Source organism: Thermogemmatispora aurantia, assembly GCF_008974285.1.
Classification (GTDB): domain Bacteria; phylum Chloroflexota; class Ktedonobacteria; order Ktedonobacterales; family Ktedonobacteraceae; genus Thermogemmatispora; species Thermogemmatispora aurantia.
In genome coordinates, this window is the sequence record NZ_BKZV01000005.1 from 39,424 (window position 1) to 63,411 (window position 23,988).

The window sequence follows — 23,988 nt, forward strand, 5'->3', positions numbered from 1 at the left end:
GATACTTCTCCTTATTTGATAACGATCAAAGCCCTGTTTCTGGTACCGAAGTACCTCGTTTTGCTTCCCCCCACCCCCAAAAATCTTCCGTAGGGGACCTCGCCAGCTGCTCGATGTGTCGCACAACTACCTCAACAGCCAGTTGATCCAGTGGCTGTGACCGCACGGCCACCACTGCAGGCCCCAGAGGACGCCAGACTGCCGGGTCCGTGGGACCAAAGAGCGCAACGGTCGGCACACCGAGCAGGCCGGCCAGATGGCTGAGACCGCTATCATTACCCAGATAGCAGCGCGCACGCTGGATCTGGGCCGCGACCCGCAGCAGTGGTAGATCGATCAGTACTTTTATCCTATCTGGCGATGGGGTTGGCAGCGCACGCAGCAGCTCCGCCAGCCGCTCATGATCGGCAGGCCCGGCCAACACCAGCACCGGCCAATCACGCGCCCAGGCCCAGCGCACCACAGCTGCAAAGTGGGAAGCCGGCCAACATTTGGCCGCAGAGCCACTGCCCGGATGAATGACCAGGGGCGCCGCGCTGAAGAGTGGCGGCTCCTGCTCTAGCACAGCAGAAGGCAGCCGATAGCGACAGCTCTCTGCCCTGTCCAGATCAAAGGCCAGGCCCAGCGTCTGCGCCAGATAGGAGGTCGCATGTAGATGGGTCCCCGCCGGGGGACGGCCAGGGCGGATCGTTGCCGCGGTCACCCCAGCCTCGCGCAAATTGCGCTCTACGACTCCCTCGGGATCGGCCAGCCAGCATACCACCCGCTCCGCCCGGCGCAGACGTGCACCCAGGCCAGTCGGGTCCAGACCCCCTTCGGCAAAGAGCGCACTCCAGCGCAGGTCAGCATAGTCCTCAACAGCATCGGCCACGCTGAGCCAGCGCGCCAGTGGCAGCACCCGGGCATTTCCCACCAGCGTCAGACCGGCAGACGGCGAGGCCGCCCGTAAGGCAGACAGAACCGGGAACGTCAGCAGCGTATCGCCAATTGCCCCGGGACGAATCACCAGCAGCTCCCCATGCCTCTCATCCGCCTTGCTCATACTCATGGCTTACCATGGCTTACCACTTCTTCGCCAGCGAGAGGATCTCAATAAGAACCGCGGCAGCCACAATGGCGAGAGCCGCCACGAGGCTCCAGCTATGTAAAGCGCGCAGGATCAGATTGAGCACAATGCAGAGCGCTAAGAGACTACCCTGACGCAGCGCATGTCGGATCGTCGCCCGATAGAGACGCGAAGAAATGAAGAGCAAGCCGAAGAGGTAGGCGAGAGGGGCAAAAGTACAGATGAGTGCCCCCAAAAGGAGCACAAAAAAAGCTACGAAGGCCAGCAACCCTTGTGGTGGAACAAAATAGGTAAAGAGGAGAAAAGCCGCCCACACCGGCAGGGCCAGCCCACCAAGGAGAGAGAGCGCGCTACGATTGGAGATGCGATAGCGTAGGTGTTGCTTAGCCATAGCTTATTTCAACAGGCTGAACCCCTGGTTGTTCCCCAGGGGGGCCTCCTGGAGGCGGCGGCTCTCGCGGGCCTCCGAGCTGAAGTACTTCCGCCAGATATCTGGAGCATCTTTGCTTTCGCCTCCGTGCCGGGTCAGGCGCTGGCGAACACGGCAGATCACCGGCGTATTGACAGCAGCTCCCGCCACAATCACCTGGCCCTTCGAGAGAGCTGGCAGATTGTCCAGCAGATCACGACCGACGCCCTCAATAGCAGCGGCAACACTCTTCTGATCGATCTCGTTGACAATGCGCATAATGCACTGCGTCTGGCACTGGCTCAATACATCGGCGTCGAGCTTGCCGGGCCGCTGACTGATAATGCCTACGCCAATGCCGAACTTACGCCCCTCAGCCAATACCTGCTTGAGGATCTGAGTCGAGACCACCTCGGTGCCGCTCGGCGCAAAGTGGTGGCCCTCCTCTAGCAGCACAAAGACTGGATAGGGCAGATAGGATTCGCCAGAGTGCACTTTGCCGCGTTCGGTGTTCATGCGCGCCTGATAGAGGCGGCGCAGGAGCGTAGCGACAATGACCTGTTGATCGCGTTCATCAACTTCGTTCAGCTGCAATACCGTGCACTGACCGGGCTTGAAGATCTCACGCAGATCCAGATGCTGGACATCATCGAAGGTGAAGCTATCGACAAAGCGCTGCTCGATACGCCACATTAGGGCATGCACTGTACTGGAATCGTCAGCCCCCTCGCCGTCTTCATCGTTTTTGCTGCGCGCCACCTTGCGAATGGCCTCCATCAGGTCCTGCGCGCTCCAGGGCGTACCTCGCTTCATTTCGTTCACTTTGCGCAGAGCGCGGCTGAGCAGATGTTGCTGCTTTTCAGTCATCTCCGGCAAGAGATGTCGCATATCTCCCATATTGAGGGAGGAAAGGCGCACCTTGACCTGCTCTGGACGGTAGATGCGCACCTGAGCCCGGTAACCCTCGACGCCCTCCTCACCGCTTTCCTCAGAGAAGTCGGGCAGGTTAGGCAGCTGATCGAGCGTACCGTATTCGCCATGTGGATCAACGATGAGCACGCAGGCCTTATTGTAAGGCCGCATCAGCTCCTCGATAATCACACTGGCCAGATAGCTCTTGCCGGCGCCGGTACTGGCGATAATAGCCAGATGGGTGCTGACAAAATCCTTGACCGAGAGCACGATCGGCACCGCCCCAGGCGTTCGCGTTAGTAGCGAGCCGATGGTTGCCGAGCCAGGCTGACCGACACGCTTGCGGCAGAGAATCTGCGAGAGCATTTCATCGTCTGCCAGGAAAATCTGCTTGCCCGACTGAGGTGGTATCCAGGGATTGATGAAAGAGCCGCTTTCGGGGTCATAGTAGCCCATGATAGCTACGTGCAGTTCGAAGAGTTCGTTGGCCCGCGCATCGTAGCCCACCATCGCCGCGACCTGGGCCGGCGAGACCTCCGGCTCCGCCAGGAAGGTGTCAGGATAGAGCTGCAGAGGGACACGCTTGATGATCCGGCCCAGAACGCGCCGCGCCACCGGCTGAGCGCCGTTCTGGCCCCATTCATCAGGCTCGTTCAGCTCATAATAGACATACTCGCCGTTCTTGAGCACCTGCTCATCGTCGCGCGAGACAAAGGTATATTCATGGGCCGACTCACCCGGTCCCTTGGTGATGCCCACAGGCTTGCGACCTGTGCGCCCTCGCGAAACAGGTGGCACATTGGCAGAATCACTTACCATAGCCGCTTAACTCCATCTCAGGTGAGAGATTTCCTGTCCTGAACTGCACACAGACGGCAGATCTGCCCCGCCCCAGATCCGTCCCGATCCCGCAGTCCCCACCCTCAGTGAGCTAACCAGTCCCAGCCAGCACAGAGCAAGGGGCAGCCAGACCTGGCCTAGCCTGGCCCGCCCAGTTCTTCCTTCCTTCCTCCACCCGCGCTGGCCCTGGCCTAGCCAGTAGTTTCAACTTTGAGACGCCAGGCGAAATTACGCTTGACAATTGAGAGCAGAGAGAGATTCTGAGGAAATAGGCGTTCGAGCTGATCGATAATGCAAAGCGCTACCATCGGTAGCAAGCTATTGCGCTGGGCGATGATGTGGGGCAGGTAGCCCATATGGAGATAGGGCGGCTCATCTGGCCTGTCAGGGTCGCTGAAAAAGTGGAAAGCTCGCACCTGCTCGTCGTCCATTGTTTCAATCTCGCTGCCCAGCTCCAGCGAGAGCAGAGGAACGCCATGCATAATGGAGAAGACCTCAGTCTGGCCCTCGGGAGTGGTTCGCTCCTGCATCATGCCGAGCACCATGACATAGATCAGCACAGCGCGCTCGGCAATGTAGTCCGGCGAGAATAGCTCAACCTGAGTCTCGTTAGAGAGGCGCGGCCCCAGCGAGCCAAAGCTCGGATTGAGCAGGATGGTATCGTAGATCACGCCGACGGCGTAGGTTCTCGGCTCTGTACTCATACCCAGCACGCGATGCAGCTCCGCCTCGGGATCATCGCCCTGGCGTGCACGCACAGCAATACGCACAAAGCGTCCGAAGGCGTAGTCTTCAGGCGCCGGCTCGACCTCAACCTCGCGTGGGCCATAAATCTGACAGACGTAATTGATATGCGAGTCGGATTTGACGATCTTTCCTATGAACATGCCGATGCCTCGTGTGCGGGCATGGAGGAGCACGCCCTGTATCTATTGTACCTGCTACTTCTCTCTCTTGAGAAATGGCCTGGATTTACCTTCTCCTGAAGAGCGTCTCTTGCCCTTAGTAGTCGCTCCAGCCAGAAGAAAGAGTCAGCTTCTCGGAAGCGACGGGCGGCAGTGGCCCCTTTCACCTGGCGGCCATTATACCATACTGAGTGTCGCGGGGGGAGGCAAGTCGGCCTTCTGGCTCCACCGGCTCAGGCCAGACTACAGGCTTCTTGGCTGGATGAGGGTATAGCCGGCAAGGAGAGGCCGGATAGCAGACTTCAGGCCGGGCAGATAAGAAAGAAGGGGCAGGTTGGACAACGACCCGGGTCAGAGGGAGCTGCAGCGTAATCGTGTTCTTTGAGGCGCTCCAGACTCTCAACCAGCCTGGCGTACAGACTCTGCTCGCGTCGCTGCCCGAGCTTGACAGCCTTGATCTCGCCCGTGGTCAGGTTATCGCTCTGCAGCTCGACCTCCTGCCCGGGATAGTGTTCGCGATAAGCATGCATATAGAGTAATTCTCGCGTATCAGGTTCCGGCTCCTGCTTGCGTCGACCAAAGCGCGTACGCACAAAGCGCACCCGTTGCTCTGGCTGCCGCGGCATCTCGACGCGATCGACATCGACGCGAATCGTCTGCCCGGCGATCTCAATGGTGAAGCCTCGCCAGAGCTGCCAGTGCTGAGTCTCGGCGTTGTCCAGCAGCTTGCGATGGAGCTGCTCAGCCACCTCGCGCCCATGCCGCTCGTATAGCGAGGCAAAAGGGGACTCGTGGCCACCAAGCTCGCGCCAGTGGCGGTTATAAAGTTCATGCACATCTTCACGCGTTGGCAAGGTCGTTGCCGCCTGCTGCCCCTCGGCGGTGGCCCGCTGCGCTCGCCCAACCCACTCATAGAGCGTCTCTAGCGTCCTGCGCGTAGCCTGAACAAAGAGGGAGTAGCCTTCTTGAAGAGGCTGAAAACGATAGATATAGTTGTAGAGATACTTACGCGGGCATTGCTGATAGCATTCGATAGCAGAGGCATTGAGGACTTCTGGCCGCATGGCATTGATAAATTCTTCTGCGGGCCGGCTCAGAGGAGCTGCCTCAGACTCCCTGTGCCTCTCTTCTCCGCCAGCCGTGGCAGGCCCGTCCTGGCCTGGCCCGTGCCACTCTATCCTGATCAGGCGCTCAGGTGGTAGACCGGCCAGCAGCGGCTCCAAAAAGACGGAGGGTTTTGCCGCACGCTTGCCTGGGCGACGGCTATAGCTGAGAACGAGATGATCGCGGGCGCGTGTGATGCCGACGTAGAAGAGGCAGGCCTCGCCGATCTCGTGCAGGGCGGCCTCGTCGCTTTCGAGGGAGAGCATGCCGTCGGGGGGCGGCACGGGATTATAGCGCCGCATGGCAGGAAAGCGCTGCTGATTCAGCCCAGGCAAATAGATCACGGGAAATTCCAGGCCTTTGCTGGCGTGGACAGTCATAACTCGCACCACATCCGCCTCGTCCCCCTGGCTCTCCTCAAGACTCTGCTGACGCGTGCTGTTGTCCTGGCGCAGCAGCAGAAGAACGCGTAAATATTCCAGGAAGCCACGGACCTGTTCATAGAGAGGACCAGTCTGCGCGGCCTCCGCTAGTGAGCTGATAGGCCGGTTCTCAGCCGGAGCGGGTTCCTCGCGCAGCTGGCGCTGTTGTTGCAGGTCATAGCGCCGTGCCAACTGGAGCAAGAGGGCATAGTCGGCCAGGATGGCCCGCGCCTGAGCATCGTCGCGGGCCAGGAGACGGCGCACCTGATCGGTTTCGATCAACAGATATTGAGCGAGCAGAGACCAGATATCGGGAGCCGTGGCCAGGCGCTGCAGCAGCTCGCTGAGCAGGCACAGTGAGCGCCGCCCGGCATCGCTGAGGGTCTCGGGAATGTCGCCCCGCAGCACGAGCAGGCCCGGGGCAACCTGCTGCTCGCGCGCCGCCAACAGCAGGGCCTCAATATCAGCCTGACTCAGGGAGTGCTCCGGCCAGCGAGACGCGCGGAGCAGACCCATACCGTTCGGTCCTGCCAGCAGCAGGAGCGGGGCTAGAGCATCCTTAACGTGCTCCTGTTCCAGAGTGCCCCCGCTCTCTATGACCGGCAGGCCCGCCGTCGCCAGCGCCTGCGAGATGCGCCGGGCCTGAGCGCGTGTGCGGCAGAGCACAACCAGATCGCGGTAGCGATATCCCTGGCGAGCGCGCATCTGGAGATCGGCGACCAGGCCCGCCAGCTCGGCGGCCTCATCCTCGGCCACCGCCAGCGTCACATACGGCTCTGGCAGCGAGGGGCGTACAGCTTCGTGGCGCCGCAGTGCTGCCTCTTCACTGAATTGTCCAGCCTCCAGACGCTGAAGACGAAAGGCTTCAGCCAGCGCTACAATATCGGGGCGCGAGCGATAATTGCGGCTCAGCGAGAGGATTGCCGCCCCCGGATAATCTTCACGGAAGCGGGCAATGTTGGCCGGAGAGGCCCCACGGAAGCCGTAAATGGCCTGATTTGCATCGCCCACCACCCAGACACGACGGGCCTCTCCTGCTAACAGGCGCAGCAGAACGCCACTGGCCCGGTTGATATCCTGAAACTCATCGACAAGGATATGCTGGTAGCGATGCTGAAGCTGTTGCAGGAGATCACGGTGGCGTTCGAGGAGCTGTACTGTCAGCATGATCAGGCCGCCAAAGTCGATGTCGCCACGCCGCTCCAGCTCCTCTTGATAGAGAGCATAGACCGCCGCAATTTCGCGGGCGCGCTCCGCCCGCTCGCGCTCCTCGGCGGTCTGGGCCTCTTCCAGCATCCGCTCCGCCAGCTGACGATAGCGCTCAGGGGTCACCAGCTCATCCTTGGCTCGCGAGATGGCCTTGAGAATGTCGGGGAAGTAGAGCGTAGGCTGCGTCAGATGGTGATAATAATAGAGGGGCAGGCGAGGCGTCAGGCTGCGAAGCAGGAAATAGCCCTCGGCATCGTCAACCAGAGTAAAGTCCGGACGGAGGCCCGCCAGCTCGCTATACTGGCGCAGGAACTCGGCGCAGAAGGCGTGAAAGGTGCTCACTGTCGGCAGCTCCCAACCAGCGCTCTTCGGTCCAGTAGAGACTCGCAGAGCCTGTTTGAGACGCTCCTGCATTTCTTCAGCGGCTTTGCGCGAAAAGGTGAGAGCCAGAATCGAGCGCGGCGCGACGCCGCAGGAGCGGATCAGATACTCGGCGCGCCCAATAAGCGTGCTGGTTTTACCGCTGCCCGGCCCGGCGATCACCAGGGCCGGCGTGGACGCAGCAATGGCCGCCTGCTGAAATTCATCGTAAGACCGGCCCGCACTCGTCGATGTTGATACAGACGAAAGAACAGGCCCAAGACGCTGCTGAGGCTCTTCTGCTGGTTGCTTGTCGGGCTGGACTTGTGGCTCCATGACAGGAGGATATTCTTTGAGTAGCCCAGCCAGACGGTTAAGCATAGCGGCCTGTGAGACCCCGAAGCGGTGAGCCAGGTAGGCCGGCGGGAGGCCATGCTCCACATAGAGAGTGCGCACCGCCTCCAGAGGCATCAGCAGCTCGGCAGCAAAGAGATTAGCAGCTAGCTCGCGTTGGCTGCGAGGGCTATAGGACTGACCAGGGCCGAGCAGCTCCTCGACACTCCCCTCGTCAGAGAGTGCCCCGATCTCCTCACGGATCTCCTCCTCTCCGCAGAGAGAGAGCTGGTCTTGCTCCTCCTCAGCAAGCACCGCCAGTCCTCGTTTGAGAAGCTCTAAAATCTTTTCAAGCTCTGGCAGTAGGAGGAGCATCTTCTCAGTTAAAGGACGATGGAGGATAACATGACCAAGTTCATGCGCGAGCGTAAAGCGCCGCTGTGGCTCTGGCAAATTGCGGCAGATCCAGATCAGATCGTCGCCAGGCTCCAGATAGCCATAGGTACCTGGGGGGTGATCAGCAGGGTGAAAGGTAGCGACCTCCAGCCCAAGCCAGGCGACCAACTCATCCAGCGGAAGAGCCTCGGCCTCCCAGGATGGCCTGACGTAGCGATAGCGCTGGCGCAAATAGCGAGCTGTCAGCGTGGCCAGCGCGCGGGTCTCTTGTTCCATAGATGGCGCCTCTCTCCCCGCAACTCGTTCTTTGCTTCCCGCCCCTCCTCTCGTCCTGCCATCTCTTGGAGACCACAGGTCGAGTCAGAGGGAGGAAGAAAGAGGAGATCCACAGGTTCTGCAGCATTATATCATGCCCGTCCGCGGTGGCCAACTAGCGACGAGGCAGAGTCGATAGAGCCGAAAGATGACAGGTGCCCGAGCGAGGGTCAGCGGTCGAGGGGCCCGGCCCGGCCAAATCAGGGCTGGCCAGCAGCTGAGACCGGGCAGAAACCTTCTGTGCAGTGGCCTTGATTTTGCTATAATTGAGGGAGACAGGCAGGCGGCTAGTCCTACCTGGTGCGCGCGGCGGGCGAGACGGCCAGGGGTAGCGCGGCGGCAAGGGAGCGGACACGCCCTGACACCTATGGGAGGTTCCTGGTCATGGAAGCATCCGAAATATTGACTCGCGCCAGAGCGGGAGAAGAGAAGCCAGATGGCTGGATCGTGCTGCCGCTGCAGCGTGGCAGAGTGATCCTCTCGATCATCGGCTGGTTCTTCGGGGCAGCTCTGGGCCTCATCCTATTTGCAGCTATCTTTCCTATCATGGTACCCGAAAACTACCACAGTACCTTCGGGGCAATTGCCAGCACGATCTTTCTCGGTATTCTCCTTTTCATCGGTCTTGGCAGCATCTGGTGCCTGATCAGTGACGTACGTCGTCTCATCAGGGCGCAGGATTATCTGATTGTCATCACGCCCGAGGACTTTGTGCAGCAAAGCGGGAGCAAAGTCATTCATGTTCCCCTGATCAACGTCCGCTATGTGACAGCCAGAGGTCGGGCCAAGCCGGACCGCACGCCACCCACTAACCAGCTTGAGCAACTTGGCAGCGCCAGCGAAAACATGGTAGGCTTTCTTTTTGGGCGTGGTATGACCCAGTCGCCAGAGGAACGGCGCAAGGTGATGAATTCGCGCGCCCCTACCTCGCTTGCTTTCATTGACACACGCACCAATACCGAGGTCGTTGTCACGACGGATACAGCCTACGGCGACCCCTTCCTGATCGCCGCCTTACTGAAACAATACGCTGCCAGAGCGCAGCAGATCGCCTGAGCGGCAGGGTTAGGGAGCGAGCCGCCTTCCCTCTTGCCCGTGGACCGACCGTGCGCATATATGCATATACCTCTTTTTGTTCTTTCCACGCCATCTTGTGGCCACCGATAGGAGTGCCCTATGCTGCTGGCTATTGATATCAGCAACACAAACATCAAGTTTGGCCTCTATAACAGTGAGGCTCTCAAACATCACTGGACCGTCTCCACTGTGCGCCAGCGCACCGCCGACGAGTACGCGATGTTACTGGGCACGCTCATGAACCATAGCGGGCACGCTTTCGGCGATGTGCACGCCGTTATCTTCTCGTGTGTCGTGCCGCCGTTAACGCCAGTTTTCCAGGAACTGGTCCAGCGCTATTTTCATCAGGAAGCCATCATCGTCGATCACACGCTGGATTTGGGACTGCACCTGCTGGTCGATAACCCGTGGGAAGTCGGTTCAGACCGCATTGTAACGGCCATCGCCGCTCATGAGCTATACGGTGGTCCCGCCATAGTGATCTCTTTCAGCACAGCCGCCACCTTCGATGTGATTTCTGCCCAGGGCGACTTTCTCGGTGGCGCCATTGCTCCAGGGCTGATGATCTCTGCCGAAGCCCTCAGCAATGCCGCCGCGCGCCTCTTCCGCGTCGAGCTGACCCCTCCGCGCTCGGCCCTGGGCAAGAACACGACTGAGAACATGCAGTCTGGCATCATCTACGGCCATGTGGGCCTCGTCCAGGGGCTGATCCATCGCCTGCGCGCCGAGATCCCCGAGGTGCCCGATCAGAATGGGGTAAAGATCATCGCCCACGGCGGCCTGGCCAATTTTATGGCTCCGCTCATCCCTGAGATTCAATACGTGAACCAGTTCCTCCCCCTGGAGGGTCTGCGCATCGCCTACGAGCGTCTGCGTAACGGCTATCGCCAGCGGGAGCGCTAGCGGCAGGTAGCATAAGCCTGTCCTCTTCTTCAACTGACCGCCAAGAGGCAGACTGCGCCTGGCCCCTACCAGCCAGGCCAGATGCTCCCAGAGAGCAAGAAAGGCGAAGAGGATGAACCTCTTCGCCTTTCCGCTGCTATGGACCCTGTTCCCACACTTTGTTGCAAGGAAACTAGTTCTTCAGCAATTGGGCAATCTGATGCAGATCGCTGGCGGCCTGATGCAGGGCCGTATGGGCCGTTTTCTCGGCGCTGCGCACCTTCGCGAGGTTACTGGCGTAGGCGGCATGGTCCTGGTTATAGTTCTCCGGGGTCAGCGTGGGAAGCGTGCTCTGCACAGTGTCAAACTGGGCTTCCGCTGTTGCGAGCTGAGCTTTGAAATCGTTATAGAGGCTCTGCAACTGGGCCTGCTTGCTGGCGGGAGCAGCGGCGATGGCCTTCTCAATGGCGGCTTTGGCCGTCTCCATCCTGTTGGCCAGCTTCTGCTCAATATCAAAGTGGAGTTGCTGATAGTCGCGCGGCAGTACAACCGCATAGATGCGGAACTGCCAGAAAATGTTTCTGACATCCTGGCGGGCAGCCTGGGCCGAGGTCTCGGCGTCGAGCTTGCTCTGCAGCGATTTCAGACCGTTCTGGTTGGTGGCGATGTCAGCCTGGAGAGCGCTGGCGGCATCAGCAGTGATGTGTCCAGCCTGTTGCTGCTGCGTCACCCGACTGCTGAGTGTATTCAAGGCATTCAGGCGTGCCGTGATGAGCTGATTTCCAACATTGATGACGCATTGGACATCGTTGCGAGCGCACTGTCCACCAGAAGCCGGCGCCGCCTGAGCAATGGCCGGCAGAGCCAGATAGCCTACAAAGCCCGCCATCACGAGGCTGACCAGAGTCAAGAGGGTCAGCTGACCGGGTCGCTTTAGCCCCTTGAATAGTTTTATCATCTCTTTGGCCTCTTACACTTTTCTTGAGTGATATGTGACAGAGGAATGATCAGAAGACAGTACTAGCAGCCAATCAGCCAGGCCCCTTCCTAGGGGAGGGGAGCATTATCCTGGCCCTGATCGCTAGAGTTAGCGTCATTTTGGGCCTGGTCCAGAGACGGCAACGTACTCTGGACCTGCTGGTCAATCGACTGCACCTGTTGCGCCGGACTGCCACTTCCCGCCGATGGCGTGCTGCTCTGATTGCTTGTGCTCGCTGGTAGCGATTGACTCTGGGAGCTGGCCGGAGCAGTCTGGTCTTGCGAGCGCAGAGCATGCCCTGCGCAGGCCGTCAGGGCTAGCATTGCCATCAGCAGAGTCAGCAGCAAGGCGAGGCTGAGCAGTGGGCGGATAGCGCCCACGCCGGGCGCTGTTGACTTTTTGCTCACGTTCTCCATAGCCTAGCCTATTCTCTATAGCAGTAATAGCCTGATATCTGATCAGTTATGGCTTTGCGCATGGATCAGGAAAACCTGGCCCGTCAGGTCAGGCCAGGGCCTGTGGTGCCGTCCTGGTGAGACGACCCATCACCGGATGAAGGCACCTGAGCTTTTCACTCCGCAGGGTAGTGTAGCAGAAAAACCTCAAGAATAGCTCAAGGTCAGCCAAAGATTTGCTCAACGCTGCCAGCGTCCGCTTCCTCGGCTCGACAGACTCTCCGTCGTCAGGCTATAAGGTGCAGGCCGGAGCGCAGCGGATAGCGGCGAATAAAAAAAGAAGCTGCCAGTCGAGAGATCTCAACTGACAGCCTTCCCTCTTGTTCCGCTGCGGGAACAGGGAGCAAGCGCCGTGCCAGGCTACTGCTTCTGCTGGCTCAGTCCCTCGGCGTAGCGGCGCTCGATTTCCTCCCAGTTGACTACGTTCCACCAGGCATTCAAGTAATCGGCGCGACGGTTCTGATACTTCAGGTAGTAAGCATGCTCCCAGACATCGTTGCCCATCACGGGATAGAGGCCATCCATGTAGGGGCTATCCTGGTTAGCGGTCGAGATCACCTGCAGCTTTCCCTGCTTGTCCAGAACCAGCCAGACCCAGCCCGAGCCGAAGCGCTTCAGTCCGGTATCGTTGAACTGAGCCTTGAAGTTCTCGAACGAGCCAAAAGTCTGCTCGATCGCCTTCGCCAGATCGCCACTGGGCTGGCCGCCGCCATTAGGCTTCATGATGCGCCAGAACATGCTGTGATTGGCATGCCCGCCACCGTTATTGCGCACCGCCGTGCGCACATTCTCTGGCACCTCATTGATGCGCCTCAGCACCTCCTCAACCGGCAGGTTGGCGAAAGGATGACCCTCCAGCGCGCTGTTGAGGTTAGCAACATAGGTACCGTGATGCTTATCATGATGGATCTGCATCGTTTGCGCATCAATATGTGGCTCCAGAGCGTCGAAGCTATAGGGCAGAGGTGGAAGTTCAAATGCCATAGACCTTCTCCTTTTTACACCCAAGAGATTGCCAGAATGGCGCTTCAGAGAGCGAGCTTGGCCCTGACCCGACTCGTTCCACTCGCCTGCGCTAGCGCTAGCTGGCAAAGGAGAGAAAAGCGAACCGGACCCGGCGGCAGGGCAGCAGGTCCGGCAAGCGGGCAGACACAGATGCGCATGTACACGGGTACGCGTGCCCGAGCACATGGGGCAGTCGAGGGACCGGCCAGAGCGTCGCGTCGCGTCAGCCAGCACTAGAGCACTCTCCTGTTTAGTTGTATTCGATAAGATATGCGATTGTCAAGCAGATGCATACCTTTCCGTCAGGCCACACAGGAGCGTCGACCGTCCGCCGACTGTGCCCGTCCTGGCATCTCCCCACCAGCCAGATGCGACGCCAACGGGCAAGCCAGGTCAAGCTTGCCTCATGTACTAGTATAGCGTAAAGAGCGCTGGCCGCCTCTGAACGAAAGGACAGTGCCTTGACAGTCAGCCGGCCAGTCTTACCTCAGCCCGCCTCCATAGCCAGCGTCACGCCACCAGCAGCCAGCGAGCGCGTTCAGTGCCACCAGGGTAGCGTCAGACCTCCGTATAGTAGCAGGCCGGCTCCAGCAGCCAATAGCAGAATGAGAAAGACATGCACACGTCGACTCAATGCCAGCAGGCAGGCAGCAGCACCAATGATCCAGGCCCGCCAATCGCTGGCGCTATGGCCGATGATTGTCCAGGTATTACCCACAGTGATTCCCACTACCGCCAGCGAGACCCCGCGCATCAGCGCCTCGACCCAGCGCAGCCCCCCAAGGCGTTGATACAGCGCCTCCCAGATCAGGGCCACGAACGGCGGGATCATGATCGCCAGCAGCGCCAGAGCAGCTCCCAGATAGCCATAGGTCAGATAGCCCAGAGCAATGACCCAGAGGCCGTTTGGTCCAGGACTCAACTGGCCAATGACCAGGGCCTGGCTAAAGTCGCTCTCTTCGGCCCAGTGGTTAGCCAGCAGATCCTGATGCAGGCTGAGAAAATTGCTGAAACCGCCAGTTGAGAAGAGCGAGGCTTTGAGAAACAGCCAGAAATAGAGGAAAGGATTCTTCATGGCTGCTCCTCCCCATCAGACTGCTGCTCTGCTATGGCCAGGGAAGGCGCTCGGACGAAGAGCAGTCTACCAGCGAGAGCGGAGGCCACCACGACGAACACCACAGCGATTTTGCCGACGATGAGCGCCAGGGTTACCAGAACAATGAAGGCCAGGCTGAGCAACAGCATGCCAAAGCCTTCTTGATAGCCCTGTTTCAGTAGCGGGCGGGCAAAGTTGATAGCCACAACCAGCATGATCCCAGCTGTCGCAGGCACTACCCCGCGAAACATGGCATCGACAAAGGCCAGGTGCTGGATCTCCTGAAAGCCAGCGGCGATGAGGGTGGTGATCGCCGCGCTCGGCAGCAGCAAACCCAGCAGCGAGACGAGAACGCCCCAGCTTCCAGCGAGCTTGCGCCCAATGAGCACAGTGATCGCCACCAGATTGATACCTGGAGTCATAATACAGAGATTCCAGTCACGGGCAAATTCTTCAATAGTCAGCCAGCGATGCCGTTCAGTAAACTCACGCTGGATCAGCAAGAGCGTCGAGGAGCCACCGCCGAAGGATTGCAGGCCAATCAAGGCCCAGATACGCAGCAGCTCCCAGATCGATGGCGGCGGCTCCCTCGTCTCCTGGAGAGCAGGCGTCGTGCCCACAGTGACAGGTAAAGGCTGAGTCGATGGTTTCTGTTGATCTGAGTGGAAATTGTTCATAAGCATACGGTAGTGTAGAGAAGCTATAGGAGGAGTTCAGCAGTAACCAGCTCAGCCTTCATTCTAGCACATAGCTTCAGAGATAAGCCAGCCAGCGGCAGCCCCAGGCTCTCCTCATAGAGCTTGTTAATGTCGCATGATTATTTCTAAATTATAGAAAATCTTTGATATTATCTATTTTATGAATGATCGACCAGGAACAAGGGGAAGAAGAGCAGAGCAGGCAAAGGGAAGCCCGGGCGAAAGCCGAGGAGAGAACGTGCCCGGGCTTCGAGAAGGAAGAGAGACCGACGCTTGTACAAGGCAGCGAGCAAACAGTTTACAGCTCGCTGCGGAACAGCGACAGATAGACCATCTCAGAGCCAGCGTAGACCATCTGGCCGAGCCATCCGCCGTGGCTGACCGAGAGCAGACGCAGGCCGGCATGCTCTTCAGCGGGGCGGGCCTGCTTATGGAGCGAAGCCACTGTGCAAAGCTGTGCAAGATGTGCCCCCTGCTCGCGGCGACGCGCCTCAGCAAGACGCTGCTGGAGATCGTCCAGATCGCGCAGGTCCTCCAGATTGAAGGTTGGACGCGCTGGAGCACGGCGCTGACGCTCGGCCAGCAAGGCAGAGGAGCCATAGCAGTAGATCAGCAGCACGGGCAGTAACTCCGCCCAGTAAGCGCTATTAGGAGCCACCTCGACCCCGACCAGCATGCCAGCCAGGAAGAAAGCCGCGCCAACCTGAGTGGGTAGCCACTCCAGCGCGTGGCGGTAGGGCAGCAACTGAGCGAAGTTGGGGCGCAGCCAGCGCTCCAGATGGCCCCCGTAATTGATGCCATAGCGACGCGAGTAGGCCGCAATCGCCGTCCAGAGGCGGCCAAAATCCTGGACGCCCTGCAGCTCGAAAGCCGCGCGGCGCAGTTCCAGAGGCAACATGCAAAAGCGCTGCTGGGCCTGGCGCAGAGTGCCGCCCTGGGTCTGCTGGATGCAGAAGCAATCGTCTGCCGTCAGCGTCTCGCCGGCATCGAGGAGCAGCACGCGGCTGGTTGCGTGATTCTGCACTCCTGGCTGGAAGAAAGCCACGTGCATGGGCAGTACCAGCACTCCATCGCTGGCACGATTGCGCAGCACGAGCGTTCCATAGCGCGGCGACCCGACCACCTCCAGGGAGCGCATAGGAGGAACAAAGCGTGTGCGGCTCTGCTCCTGCTCAGTGCTGACCGGGAAAAGGCCGATGACCTCCAGCATACCCCAGGAGACGAGCGGACCAGGGGCCAGGTGGGCCAGCAGCCCCGTAAGAGGAGAGGTTTCCGCCGCCTCCTGCTTGGCCTGAATCTCCATCATAGTTATCACCTCGTAAGCAAGAGTTGTTGCACCTGTTCCGCCTCAACCGGAGAGATAGACTCAGCCGCGTAATCGAGGAAGAGTCGAGTCAGCACCTCACGCACTCCTTGCTCATGATGTACAAGCAACAGCTGGAAATCGCCGCCCAGGTGGCGCTGTTGCAGCTGCTCGGAGCGAGAGTAAACCGGCACCACCTGATAGACAGGCATGGCCAGGCCCAGCAGACGCATGCCCTGCAGGACCAGGGCCGCGTCGCCCGGGCGCACATTCTCGTAGCCGTCAGTAATTAGCAGAATCGCCTGCGGCTGCGTGCGAGCGGCCTCCAACAAAGCACTAGCCAGATCGGTCACACCCCGTGGCTCTGGCAGCAGCTCCTCGCTGGCAAGGGCGCTGCCTCCTACCTGATAGAGCATCACCGAAGTCACGCGCTGCTGCAGCAGCTGTACCAGGGCCAGCGCCAGGGCCACCGGATGATAGGCTCGCTCGCCCGAGGAGACCATCGAGGCCGACAGATCCAGGACCACAGCCAGCCGTCCTTCGATCAGCGGTAGCGAGGCCACCGCCTGCTCGGTACGCCGCCACAACTCCTCAGAGTACTCCTCACTCTTCGCCCCCCGATGAAGTGCTTCTCGGTAGAGCATGGTCAGCGGTCCATCCTGGCGCTCTCCCCGCACCGTCGAGGCAGAGAGCGAGCGCACACGGCTGGCAGGTACATCGCGGTGATAGATGCCGCGCAGGCCGAAGAGGGTCTCGCGCGGGAGACCCTCCCCGTGCTCTAGCTGCTCCCGCGCGGCTATGCGCTTTGCCAGCGTGGGGTCGGTTGGATCAAAAGGCACCCCCGCAAGGAAGCAAAGTGTCTCCCGCGCGATAGCCGGATCGGGCGCGTAGTGCAACAGCTCGCGTTGCAGGAACTTCTCTCCGACCTCGCTCGGCTGCGCCAGGAAGCGCCGGACCGAAGACCACGTACGCTCCCCCAGCAGATGCTTTAACAAGAGCGTGACCCGCTGTCGTCGGGCTGCCGCAAGCTGCGGGAACTGCTCATGACCGATCAGCAGCTGCAGGCCGATCTCACGTGCACGCCGATTATTGATGCGTCGCTGCCGGATCGCATCGGCAACCAGCAGAGCCTCCTCAGCTGGCAGCACGCGCAGCTGCTCAACTATACGCTGCCTGGTGACAGTGTGAGCTGCTGGCAGGCGAATCAGGTTGGCAAGCATCTCTCGCTTGTGCGAAAGATCTGCAAATGGATCAGCCAGCAGGTACAGGTAGAACTCGGGAGCCGCCTCGCACAGTTTTCGATGCAATGTCACCATCTGCTCCTGTCCGGTCAGCGGAATCTGGCGGCAATTCAGGTACTCGATGAGCAACTTCTTGTCCATAGGCAGCTTCTCCGTCACAATAATACATGACGATAAGAGTAGAAAATGTAATAAGCGCGCAAAATGGGACAAATCACGACGACAGCATGTCGCGGTGGGTCACGCGCGCGCGCGCAGGCAAAGACGGATACAGGAACCAGAGAACACGGGTCGACCGGCGCTGACAGCTTTGGGAGCTACGCCTGCCGCCCTCGCAGAAAGTGCTGATGCATACAGAGGAGACTTCTGCAGAGGAAGGTGGCGGAAGCGTAGCCCACCAGGCGATTCCAGGCATCCCTCTTAAACGGATATTCCGCCGCCGATGCTGTTTGTAGGTAAGCTCCTGGACCCGGTATACCTTTGAGTATGATCGACATATACGCTTCCCGCCCTGTAGAAGATGGTGAACAACAAAAAACAGCAAACTGCCTTGTCCCATCAGGAGGGACGGAGCCGGACAGGCAATCAAATCAATAGACTACTCAGGGGAAACAGCGCCGCCAGACTGGGCTGTCCCAGAATCCATCGCGATAGAGCGCGTAATCACCTTTTTCCGCAGATGACTTGGCTGGCGCAGGAGGGGTCATTTGAATGCAGGATGTCTTATCCAGACTCGTGCTTGTAGGCAACAGGTCCCGTGTAGGAACCACTGCATCCAAAAAGTTCCTGACAGGCACTATATAACATACTTCTGGCTGTTTGTCAAGTATTTCCTACACCATTTTGAGAGAAGTCCGCCACAAGATTCATCACGAAGAGGGCCGCGGGATCGCCAAAATGCTCTCTTGAGAACGACCCTTTGTCAGACGGCTGCCTTGCCTCAGAACACACGCCAAAAGAGGTGCTGCCACGGGAATGGAATCGTCCGCCCAGTTGTAATCACCTATGGAAGCCAGCGAGCTAGCAAGTAGCTGTGATATGCTGGCTGCCAGCTTCTACTGGCTCAATTATTCACAAGAGCCACGTTTTTCGCCTGCTTGCAGGCGAAGGAGAGGGTCATGACGACTGTGACAACTCCTGGATTGGAACGCTTTCGAGGTCTGGTGAGCGACGCCCTGCTCTCCGAGATTTACGATCTGGCGCGTCCGCTCCAGGGTGTGCATGTTCTACATATTAATACGACGGCACAGGGTGGTGGCGTGGCTGCATTGCTGCGCGTGTTACTGCCGCTGGCCAGGGAGCTAGGCATTCCTCATACCTGGCGCGTGGTTCAGCTCGACGAGTTCGCCGCTACCTTTATGGCGCGGCTGACTGATATGCTGCAGGGAGGCGAGCCGGGTCTGATCACTCCCCAGGATCAGCGTCAGTTTCTGGATTCGCTCCGGTCCGCCATGCAGCCGCTCGTCGATGAACGCGCTGATCTCTACTACGTCCACGATATCCAGCTCGCTCCTTTGGGGCAGCTGTTTCCATACATGCGCCCGGCCCTATGGTTCAACCATATCGATACTGCCCGGCCTGATCCCGCGGCGCTCCAGTACATCAGTCAATTCCTGGACGCCTATGCGCTGTGCACATTCAATACGCCTTTCTCGGTCTTTCCACAGTTGCCTGCTGAGCGCACCGCGGTGATCACCCTTGGCATCGATCCCTTTAGCGAGCGCCATGCCCCCCTGAGTGAGAGCGAAGGGGTGGTCCTCCTGGCTGGCAGCGGTATTGACCCTACCCGTCCCCTGATCACGCAGGTCTCGCGCTTCGGGCGCTGGAAGAACCCGTGGCAGGTGATCGAGATCTATCGCCTGGTGAAGCAGCGCCATCCAGAGGTCCAGGTGGCGCTTGTTGGCGCCCTGGAAGCCAGCGATGACATCCGTGCCCAGGCAATTCTGGCAGATTTGCAACAGTGCGCAGGCGACGATCCCGATATTCATCTGCTTTGGGACCCGGCTCAGCTGACCGCCCCGGTAGTCAATGCCTTTCAGCGCTTTTCGCAGGTGATCCTGCAGCGCTCCAGTCGTGAGGGGTTTGGCCTGACAGTGACTGAGGCGATGTGGAAGTATCAGCCGGTAGTGGGGACCTCGGCGACTGGGGTACGCTACCAGATCACGCATGGATATGACGGCTTCCTTGCCGATGATGCCGAGAGCGCAGCAAGCTATACACTGCGTTTGCTAGAGGAGCGCGAGCTGCGGCGCCAGATGGGTGAGGCTGCCCATCGCAGTGTTCAGGAGCGTTTCCTGCTCCCCATGATGCTGCGTGACTACCTGGCAGCTCTTCTGCGCGTCCGGCAACTGGTCGCTAGCGCCTGAGTCCTGAGTCCAGATCGCTGCCCTGCCGCTTCTGCTTCTGATTGGCAGCCTGGCCCCCTAGGCTGCCAATCAGAGACGACAGCCAGCTTCTAGCCTTCCTACCTTTCTTACTCCTATCACCTCTTATCACTCTATTGACCTTCCCTTTCCAGGTTACTCATCACTACCACCAACCAGCTCTTCTGCCTTTTCTTGCCCTCTTTGCTCTCTGCCCAAAGGAGGGAGCCTGTCGGCGTAGACGCCGCGGTAGGAGGCTGGCAAGAGTGCGGCGATGCTGTGCATGACGCGCTCGGTGGCCTCTTCGATCTCCTCGCGAGTGATTTTGGGGCCTTGTGGCTTAAAGAGCAGCGGCTCACCATAGACAATATGGATTTCGGGACGGAACTTCTTGAAGAGGTCCTCGCTTCCCCAGATAGCGACGGGCAGAACCGGCACCCCGGTGCGCAGAGCAATCATCCCCAGGCCAGCATGAGCGCGGGCCAGCGTGCGTGAGCGGCTGCGTGTGCCCTCGGGGAAGATCACCAGCACACGCCCAGCTTTCAGCACGGTCTCTGCTGCTCGCAGAGCCTGACGATCTCCCTCGCCACGGCGCACAGGGAAGGCGCCAAGGAAACGCGCCAGCCAGCGCAAACGCCCCTGGAAGACCTCTTCTTTGGCCATGTAGACAACCTTCTGGGGCAAGTAGATGGGAATGAGGGGGATGTCGGTCCAGGCGAGGTGATTGGAGGCGACAATATAGGGGCCCTGACGCGGAATGTGGTGACGACCACGCGGGCGCATGCGTGCGATCACGGCCAGCAGTAGCACGGCCAGCACTCGCAGGATCTCATAGATCAGCGTTGGTGTCTCGTAGGGTTGATAGAGGTCTTTTTCACGCCGGCTGGAGGCCGTGCGCTTCAGCGGTGGCCGGTTCTCCGGCTGTTCCTGCTCGGAGGAGAGGCTGACTTCCTGTTTCATCGCTTTCCCCGAATGTGACAGATGCGTTCTAGAACTTGCGCTACGCTGAGATGATCGGTCTCGATGACAATGGCATCGGGCGCCGGCTGCATGTTATCGCGGTCAATCTCATCGCGGCGTCGAATGTCGGCGAGCACTTCCTCAAACGAGGGGAGGGCTGGGTGATCACGGCCCAGGCGCTCAAGCAGCTCGGCATAGCGTCGACGCCCGCGCTCCTCCAGGCTGGCCGTCAGATAGATCTTCAGTTCAGCGTCGGGCAGGACAACGGCGCCGATATCTCGCCCTACCATGACGACGCGACCAGCGCGGGCCAGCGCGCGCTGCGCTTCGATCAGGACTCTGCGAACTTCGGGATGAGAAGAGACCAGCGAGACGGTGCGGGTTACTTCAGGACTGCGAATAGCCCAGGTGACGTCTTCGCCGTTGACGGTCACTGTGTACTGACGTCCGTCGTCAATATGAGGATAGCCGATGACGATGCTGGCCTCGCGCGCCAGGCGTCCAAGGGCCTCCCCATCGTGTGGGTCAAGACCTCGCTGGAGGGCCAGCCAGGTCAATGCCCGATACATAGCCCCGGTGTCAATATAGAGATAGCCCAGACAGCGCGCTAAGCGCTCTCCTACCGTGCTCTTACCCGCGCCGGCTGGCCCATCAATGGCAATGCGTTCCGCCTGCTCCATGTGATTTCCGCGCCTTTCGGTCGGCTTGCAAATGTCGCTAAGATTATACCATAGCTCCCCGGCAAGGCAGGCCCTCCTTGACTTTCCTGTCTCCCTCTGGCTCAGCTCCACCATTGCCCTTCTTTGAGCTTTGGCCTTCGTTCATTGCAGTGGAGCGTTCTTTCGTCAGAAATGGTATGCTTCTTATGACAAAGGCTGTCTACCTGATTAGAGGGAGCAGTCAGCAAGAGAGGGACGGCATTGACGCCGGCCTTCCCCCATTCCAGTGAAGGAGGTTGCCACGATGAGCAAGCGATCCGAACACGTTGAGGTGCAGCGCCCCACGCGCGGCGAGAGCGTCTATGCCCGCTATCTGCGGCTGCCTGAATTGTTATCTCTGCAGAAGTCAGAGGAGGAGCTGGCCCATCACGATGAATTGCAATTTCAGATCGTTCATCAGGTGTTCGAGCTATGGTGGAAGGAAACAGCCTTCGAGTTGCGCAGCATCAGCCGCCTGCTTAAGGAGGCTAATCTCAGCGAGGCTCTGCGCTTGCTGCAGCGCGTGATTCGCATCCAGTACCTGCTACTGGAGAATATGCGCATGCTCGAAACGATGTCTCCCTGGGACTTTCATGCTTTTCGCAAGCTGCTGGCCGGCGGCGCGGGGAGCGATTCGCCAGGATATCGTGAGCTGCAGCGTCTCTCGCCACTGCTCTGGGATGATTTCCGCACCCTGCTGGCCACCGCCGGCGCTTCGCTCAGCGATATCTATCTTCAGGCCGGGCGCTATCCTTTGTTGCATGCTTTCGCTGAGGCCCTCATCGATTACGATGAGGTGATGCAGACTTTCCGCTTCCGGCACTATAAGCTTGCCGAGCGCATGATAGGCGCGGCGACAACTGGCACTGGCGGCACACCTATGCCCCTTCTCGAACGTACTATTCATGATATGCTCTATCCCGAGCTATGGGAGATACGTGATCGCCTGAGTACGCTCGCTCAGGAAGACGGCCAGATCTAGCTCGATGGAAGAAAGCGTTCCTTTCTGGCAGGTCTGGCATAAGCACCGGATTTTGGCTCTTCACATTTTTCGTCATTTGTCATATGCTTTGAACGAGTCTAGCAATCAATCGTTCAACAGTAGAAGGTCCTGGAAAAGGCATATTGACAGTGAGTTCAGAACACGAGAAAGTCACACAGGCGTCTGAAGAGACGCGGGCTCAGCTGCAGCCGCCGCCCCCACAGAGGGAGCAGAGAGCGGATCAGCAGCCGCCGAGTGGGGAGACGCCGTTAGCGACCGGGGCCGCTCCGTCTGCCGAGAGAGGGCAGTCTGCTGCTCCAAGAGAACAGGGGGTCCCCCCGGCGAGCCAGGCCGCCAATGACATGGCCCCTGGCCCGGCGCAGTTCACTTATTGGGAGCATGCTGGCCCGGGTCCGATGCTCCCTGGCGGTAGGGGACCAGGATGGGGCGCCTGGCCCTTACCGCCAGCGTCTCCGATGCCGCCAGCCACGCCGGGGTACACTTACTCGCCAGCCTACGGTGGATCGCCCTCCTATCCTTTTTATCCGGGCTACCCACCCTATGCGAACTACGCTGGTGTGCCGCCGGTGCCGACCTGGCCAGGCCCAGGCTATTGGTATCCAGGCTACCCGCCCTACCCAGGCTACCCGTCCTATCCAGGCTACCCGGCCTGGCCAGCCTGGCCCGGTTATTCCGCCCACTGGCAGCCTGGCGCCGCCGCTGCTCCCCAGCGCCCACGAGACAATTACCAGGTGACGTTGGGGATCATTGGCCTCATCTGCTCAGGGCTTGCCCTGCTGGCCGGACTGGGATCACTGGTCCTGGCCGGCATTACGGTGCTGGTTACAAGCACTTCAAGGTCAACAGGGGCCTTTTATCCCCTGACAGTGCAATCGCTGGTCTATACCTGCGCCGGCCTGATCGGCGGCGGTTTCTGTCTCTACCACAGCATCCGCTCACTGTTGGGCAAGCCGAGCCATGTCCTGAAGATGCCGCCGTTTTGGATCTTTCTGATCGGCTACGTGGTCACGCTCGCCATCGGGCTGGTTCTGCAGGCCACCCACCAGGCTGTTGCATTTCTACCGGTGACCACCGTCCTGATCTTCCTCACGGCCATCTTTCCCGCCCTGACTCTCCTCACGCTGGGCCTGCATCTCCTGCGCCAGGCTCGCTGGTCGACTACCTGGCGACGCTTCACGCTTGCCCTGACCAGTGGGGCGACAATGGGCATTCTCTTTGCCTCACTGCTGGAGCTATCGGCAACGCTGCTCCTCGCGGCAACAGGTCCTAGCTTTAACCCAGCCTGCTTGAACGATCCATCGAACCCTGTCTGTCAGGCAGGAACGAAGACGCTTCTCATCGTTCTGGCGGTGGTGGTAGCACCACTGGTGGAAGAGACGGTAAAACCGCTGGGCGTAGCTTTGCTCAGTGGGCGCCTCACCAGCGGGATCGAGGCTTTCATCCTGGGAATGAGCGCCGGCATCGGCTTTGACCTGGTTGAGACCATTGGCTATATCAGCATGGGTTATAGCGACTGGGCCCATGTGGCTCTGGTACGGTCAGGAGCAGGGTTGTTACACGGTCTGGGGGCGGGCATGGTGGCCCTGGGCTGGTACCACCTGATCCGCACCAAGCAGCGACGCTTGCGTCTCGGCTTTGCTTGCTGGTTGTACGCGGTACTGCAGCATGCTCTCTGGAACGCGTGCGGCTCGCTCTCATTGCTACCTGCGCCCGTGGGGCCGGCGATCCAGAGCTGGCAGCTAGATCTGGGTTTCATCAGCTTTGGTCTCGATGAGTTGTTGATTCTGCTGCTCACGATCATCTTCCTGGTGCTCTTCATACTGATCGTGCGCTGGCTACGTGCACATTATCAGGAACCGACGCCAGCCTCGGCGGGAGCGGCAGATTCTTCCAGTGGGCGACCGGCGGCTGTCGGGGTATAATACCGGCAGAGGCAGGCATTGCAGCCATCCTCACC

Annotated in this window: 19 protein-coding genes; 5 read left to right on the forward strand and 14 right to left on the reverse strand. The window is 59.6% G+C overall.

The features are described from left to right. Positions 1-25: 25 nt before the first annotated feature. The 5 genes from KTAU_RS15210 to KTAU_RS15230 all read right to left on the reverse strand — a co-directional run bounded on the left by KTAU_RS15210 (position 26) and on the right by KTAU_RS15230 (position 8,232). Positions 26-1,042 (reverse strand): glycosyltransferase family 9 protein, encoded by a 1,017-nt coding sequence (locus KTAU_RS15210; RefSeq protein ID WP_170293329.1) that lies wholly within the window; start codon positions 1,040-1,042, stop codon positions 26-28. A gap of 19 nt (positions 1,043-1,061) precedes the next feature. Further along, positions 1,062-1,457: a hypothetical protein gene (locus KTAU_RS15215; protein WP_151729194.1), complete on the reverse strand. Its 396-nt coding sequence runs from the start codon at positions 1,455-1,457 to the stop codon at positions 1,062-1,064. A 3-nt stretch (positions 1,458-1,460) separates the two neighbouring features. After that, a complete protein-coding gene (locus tag KTAU_RS15220) occupies positions 1,461-3,206 on the reverse strand; it encodes an ATP-binding protein (RefSeq protein ID WP_151729195.1) in 1,746 nt (581 codons plus the stop codon). 212 nt (positions 3,207-3,418) lie between these two features. Then, a complete protein-coding gene (locus KTAU_RS15225) occupies positions 3,419-4,114 on the reverse strand; it encodes a DUF8166 family protein (protein ID WP_151729196.1) in 696 nt (231 codons plus the stop codon). A 320-nt stretch (positions 4,115-4,434) separates the two neighbouring features. Further along, complete coding sequence (locus KTAU_RS15230; protein ID WP_151729197.1) at positions 4,435-8,232, reverse strand: UvrD-helicase domain-containing protein; 3,798 nt, start codon at positions 8,230-8,232, stop codon at positions 4,435-4,437. A 423-nt stretch (positions 8,233-8,655) separates the two neighbouring features. On the opposite strand from KTAU_RS15230, the gene KTAU_RS15235 reads away from it, so the two are divergent. Further along, complete coding sequence (locus KTAU_RS15235) at positions 8,656-9,327, forward strand: hypothetical protein (RefSeq protein WP_151729198.1); 672 nt, start codon at positions 8,656-8,658, stop codon at positions 9,325-9,327. Positions 9,328-9,447: 120 nt separating this feature from the next. Next, positions 9,448-10,251 (forward strand): type III pantothenate kinase, encoded by an 804-nt coding sequence (locus KTAU_RS15240; RefSeq protein ID WP_151729199.1) that lies wholly within the window; start codon positions 9,448-9,450, stop codon positions 10,249-10,251. A 172-nt stretch (positions 10,252-10,423) separates the two neighbouring features. Here the strand turns inward: KTAU_RS15240 and KTAU_RS15245 are convergent, their stop codons facing one another. The 7 genes from KTAU_RS15245 to KTAU_RS15275 form a co-directional block, all read right to left on the reverse strand. After that, entirely contained in the window at positions 10,424-11,188 is a 765-nt protein-coding gene (locus tag KTAU_RS15245) for a hypothetical protein (protein WP_151729200.1), read from the reverse strand. 89 nt (positions 11,189-11,277) lie between these two features. Continuing rightward, positions 11,278-11,625, reverse strand: a complete 348-nt coding sequence (locus tag KTAU_RS15250) for a hypothetical protein (RefSeq protein ID WP_151729201.1) — start codon at positions 11,623-11,625, stop codon at positions 11,278-11,280. Between the two features lie 399 nt (positions 11,626-12,024). Further along, a complete protein-coding gene (locus tag KTAU_RS15255) occupies positions 12,025-12,648 on the reverse strand; it encodes a superoxide dismutase (protein ID WP_112430401.1) in 624 nt (207 codons plus the stop codon). A gap of 559 nt (positions 12,649-13,207) precedes the next feature. After that, a complete protein-coding gene (locus KTAU_RS15260) occupies positions 13,208-13,744 on the reverse strand; it encodes a chromate transporter (protein ID WP_151729202.1) in 537 nt (178 codons plus the stop codon). Continuing rightward, a complete protein-coding gene (locus KTAU_RS15265; RefSeq protein WP_151729203.1) occupies positions 13,741-14,448 on the reverse strand; it encodes a chromate transporter in 708 nt (235 codons plus the stop codon). Before KTAU_RS15265 ends, KTAU_RS15260 begins: the two co-directional genes overlap by 4 nt. Before the next feature lie 313 nt (positions 14,449-14,761). Beyond that, positions 14,762-15,769 (reverse strand): ARPP-1 family domain-containing protein, encoded by a 1,008-nt coding sequence (locus KTAU_RS15270; RefSeq protein WP_151729204.1) that lies wholly within the window; start codon positions 15,767-15,769, stop codon positions 14,762-14,764. Positions 15,770-15,774: 5 nt separating this feature from the next. Continuing rightward, positions 15,775-17,148: a type 1 periplasmic-binding domain-containing protein gene (locus KTAU_RS15275; RefSeq protein ID WP_151729205.1), complete on the reverse strand. Its 1,374-nt coding sequence runs from the start codon at positions 17,146-17,148 to the stop codon at positions 15,775-15,777. Between the two features lie 977 nt (positions 17,149-18,125). Between KTAU_RS15275 and KTAU_RS15280 the strand changes: the two genes are divergently transcribed. Next, complete coding sequence (locus KTAU_RS15280) at positions 18,126-19,373, forward strand: glycosyltransferase (RefSeq protein ID WP_151729206.1); 1,248 nt, start codon at positions 18,126-18,128, stop codon at positions 19,371-19,373. 153 nt (positions 19,374-19,526) lie between these two features. Here KTAU_RS15280 and KTAU_RS15285 read toward each other — a convergent pair whose 3' ends face one another. Next, positions 19,527-20,330 (reverse strand): lysophospholipid acyltransferase family protein, encoded by an 804-nt coding sequence (locus KTAU_RS15285; protein ID WP_151729207.1) that lies wholly within the window; start codon positions 20,328-20,330, stop codon positions 19,527-19,529. Then, a complete protein-coding gene (gene cmk / locus KTAU_RS15290; RefSeq protein ID WP_151729208.1) occupies positions 20,327-21,010 on the reverse strand; it encodes a (d)CMP kinase in 684 nt (227 codons plus the stop codon). Before cmk ends, KTAU_RS15285 begins: the two co-directional genes overlap by 4 nt. A 283-nt stretch (positions 21,011-21,293) precedes the next feature. Here cmk and KTAU_RS15295 point away from each other — a divergent pair, with 283 nt between their 5' ends. Together KTAU_RS15295 and KTAU_RS15300 are read left to right on the forward strand one after the other, a co-directional pair. After that, on the forward strand, positions 21,294-22,010 hold the full coding sequence (locus KTAU_RS15295; RefSeq protein ID WP_151729209.1) for a tryptophan 2,3-dioxygenase family protein: 717 nt from the start codon (positions 21,294-21,296) through the stop codon (positions 22,008-22,010). 149 nt (positions 22,011-22,159) lie between these two features. After that, positions 22,160-23,953: a PrsW family glutamic-type intramembrane protease gene (locus tag KTAU_RS15300; protein WP_151729210.1), complete on the forward strand. Its 1,794-nt coding sequence runs from the start codon at positions 22,160-22,162 to the stop codon at positions 23,951-23,953. Positions 23,954-23,988: the final 35 nt, after the last annotated feature.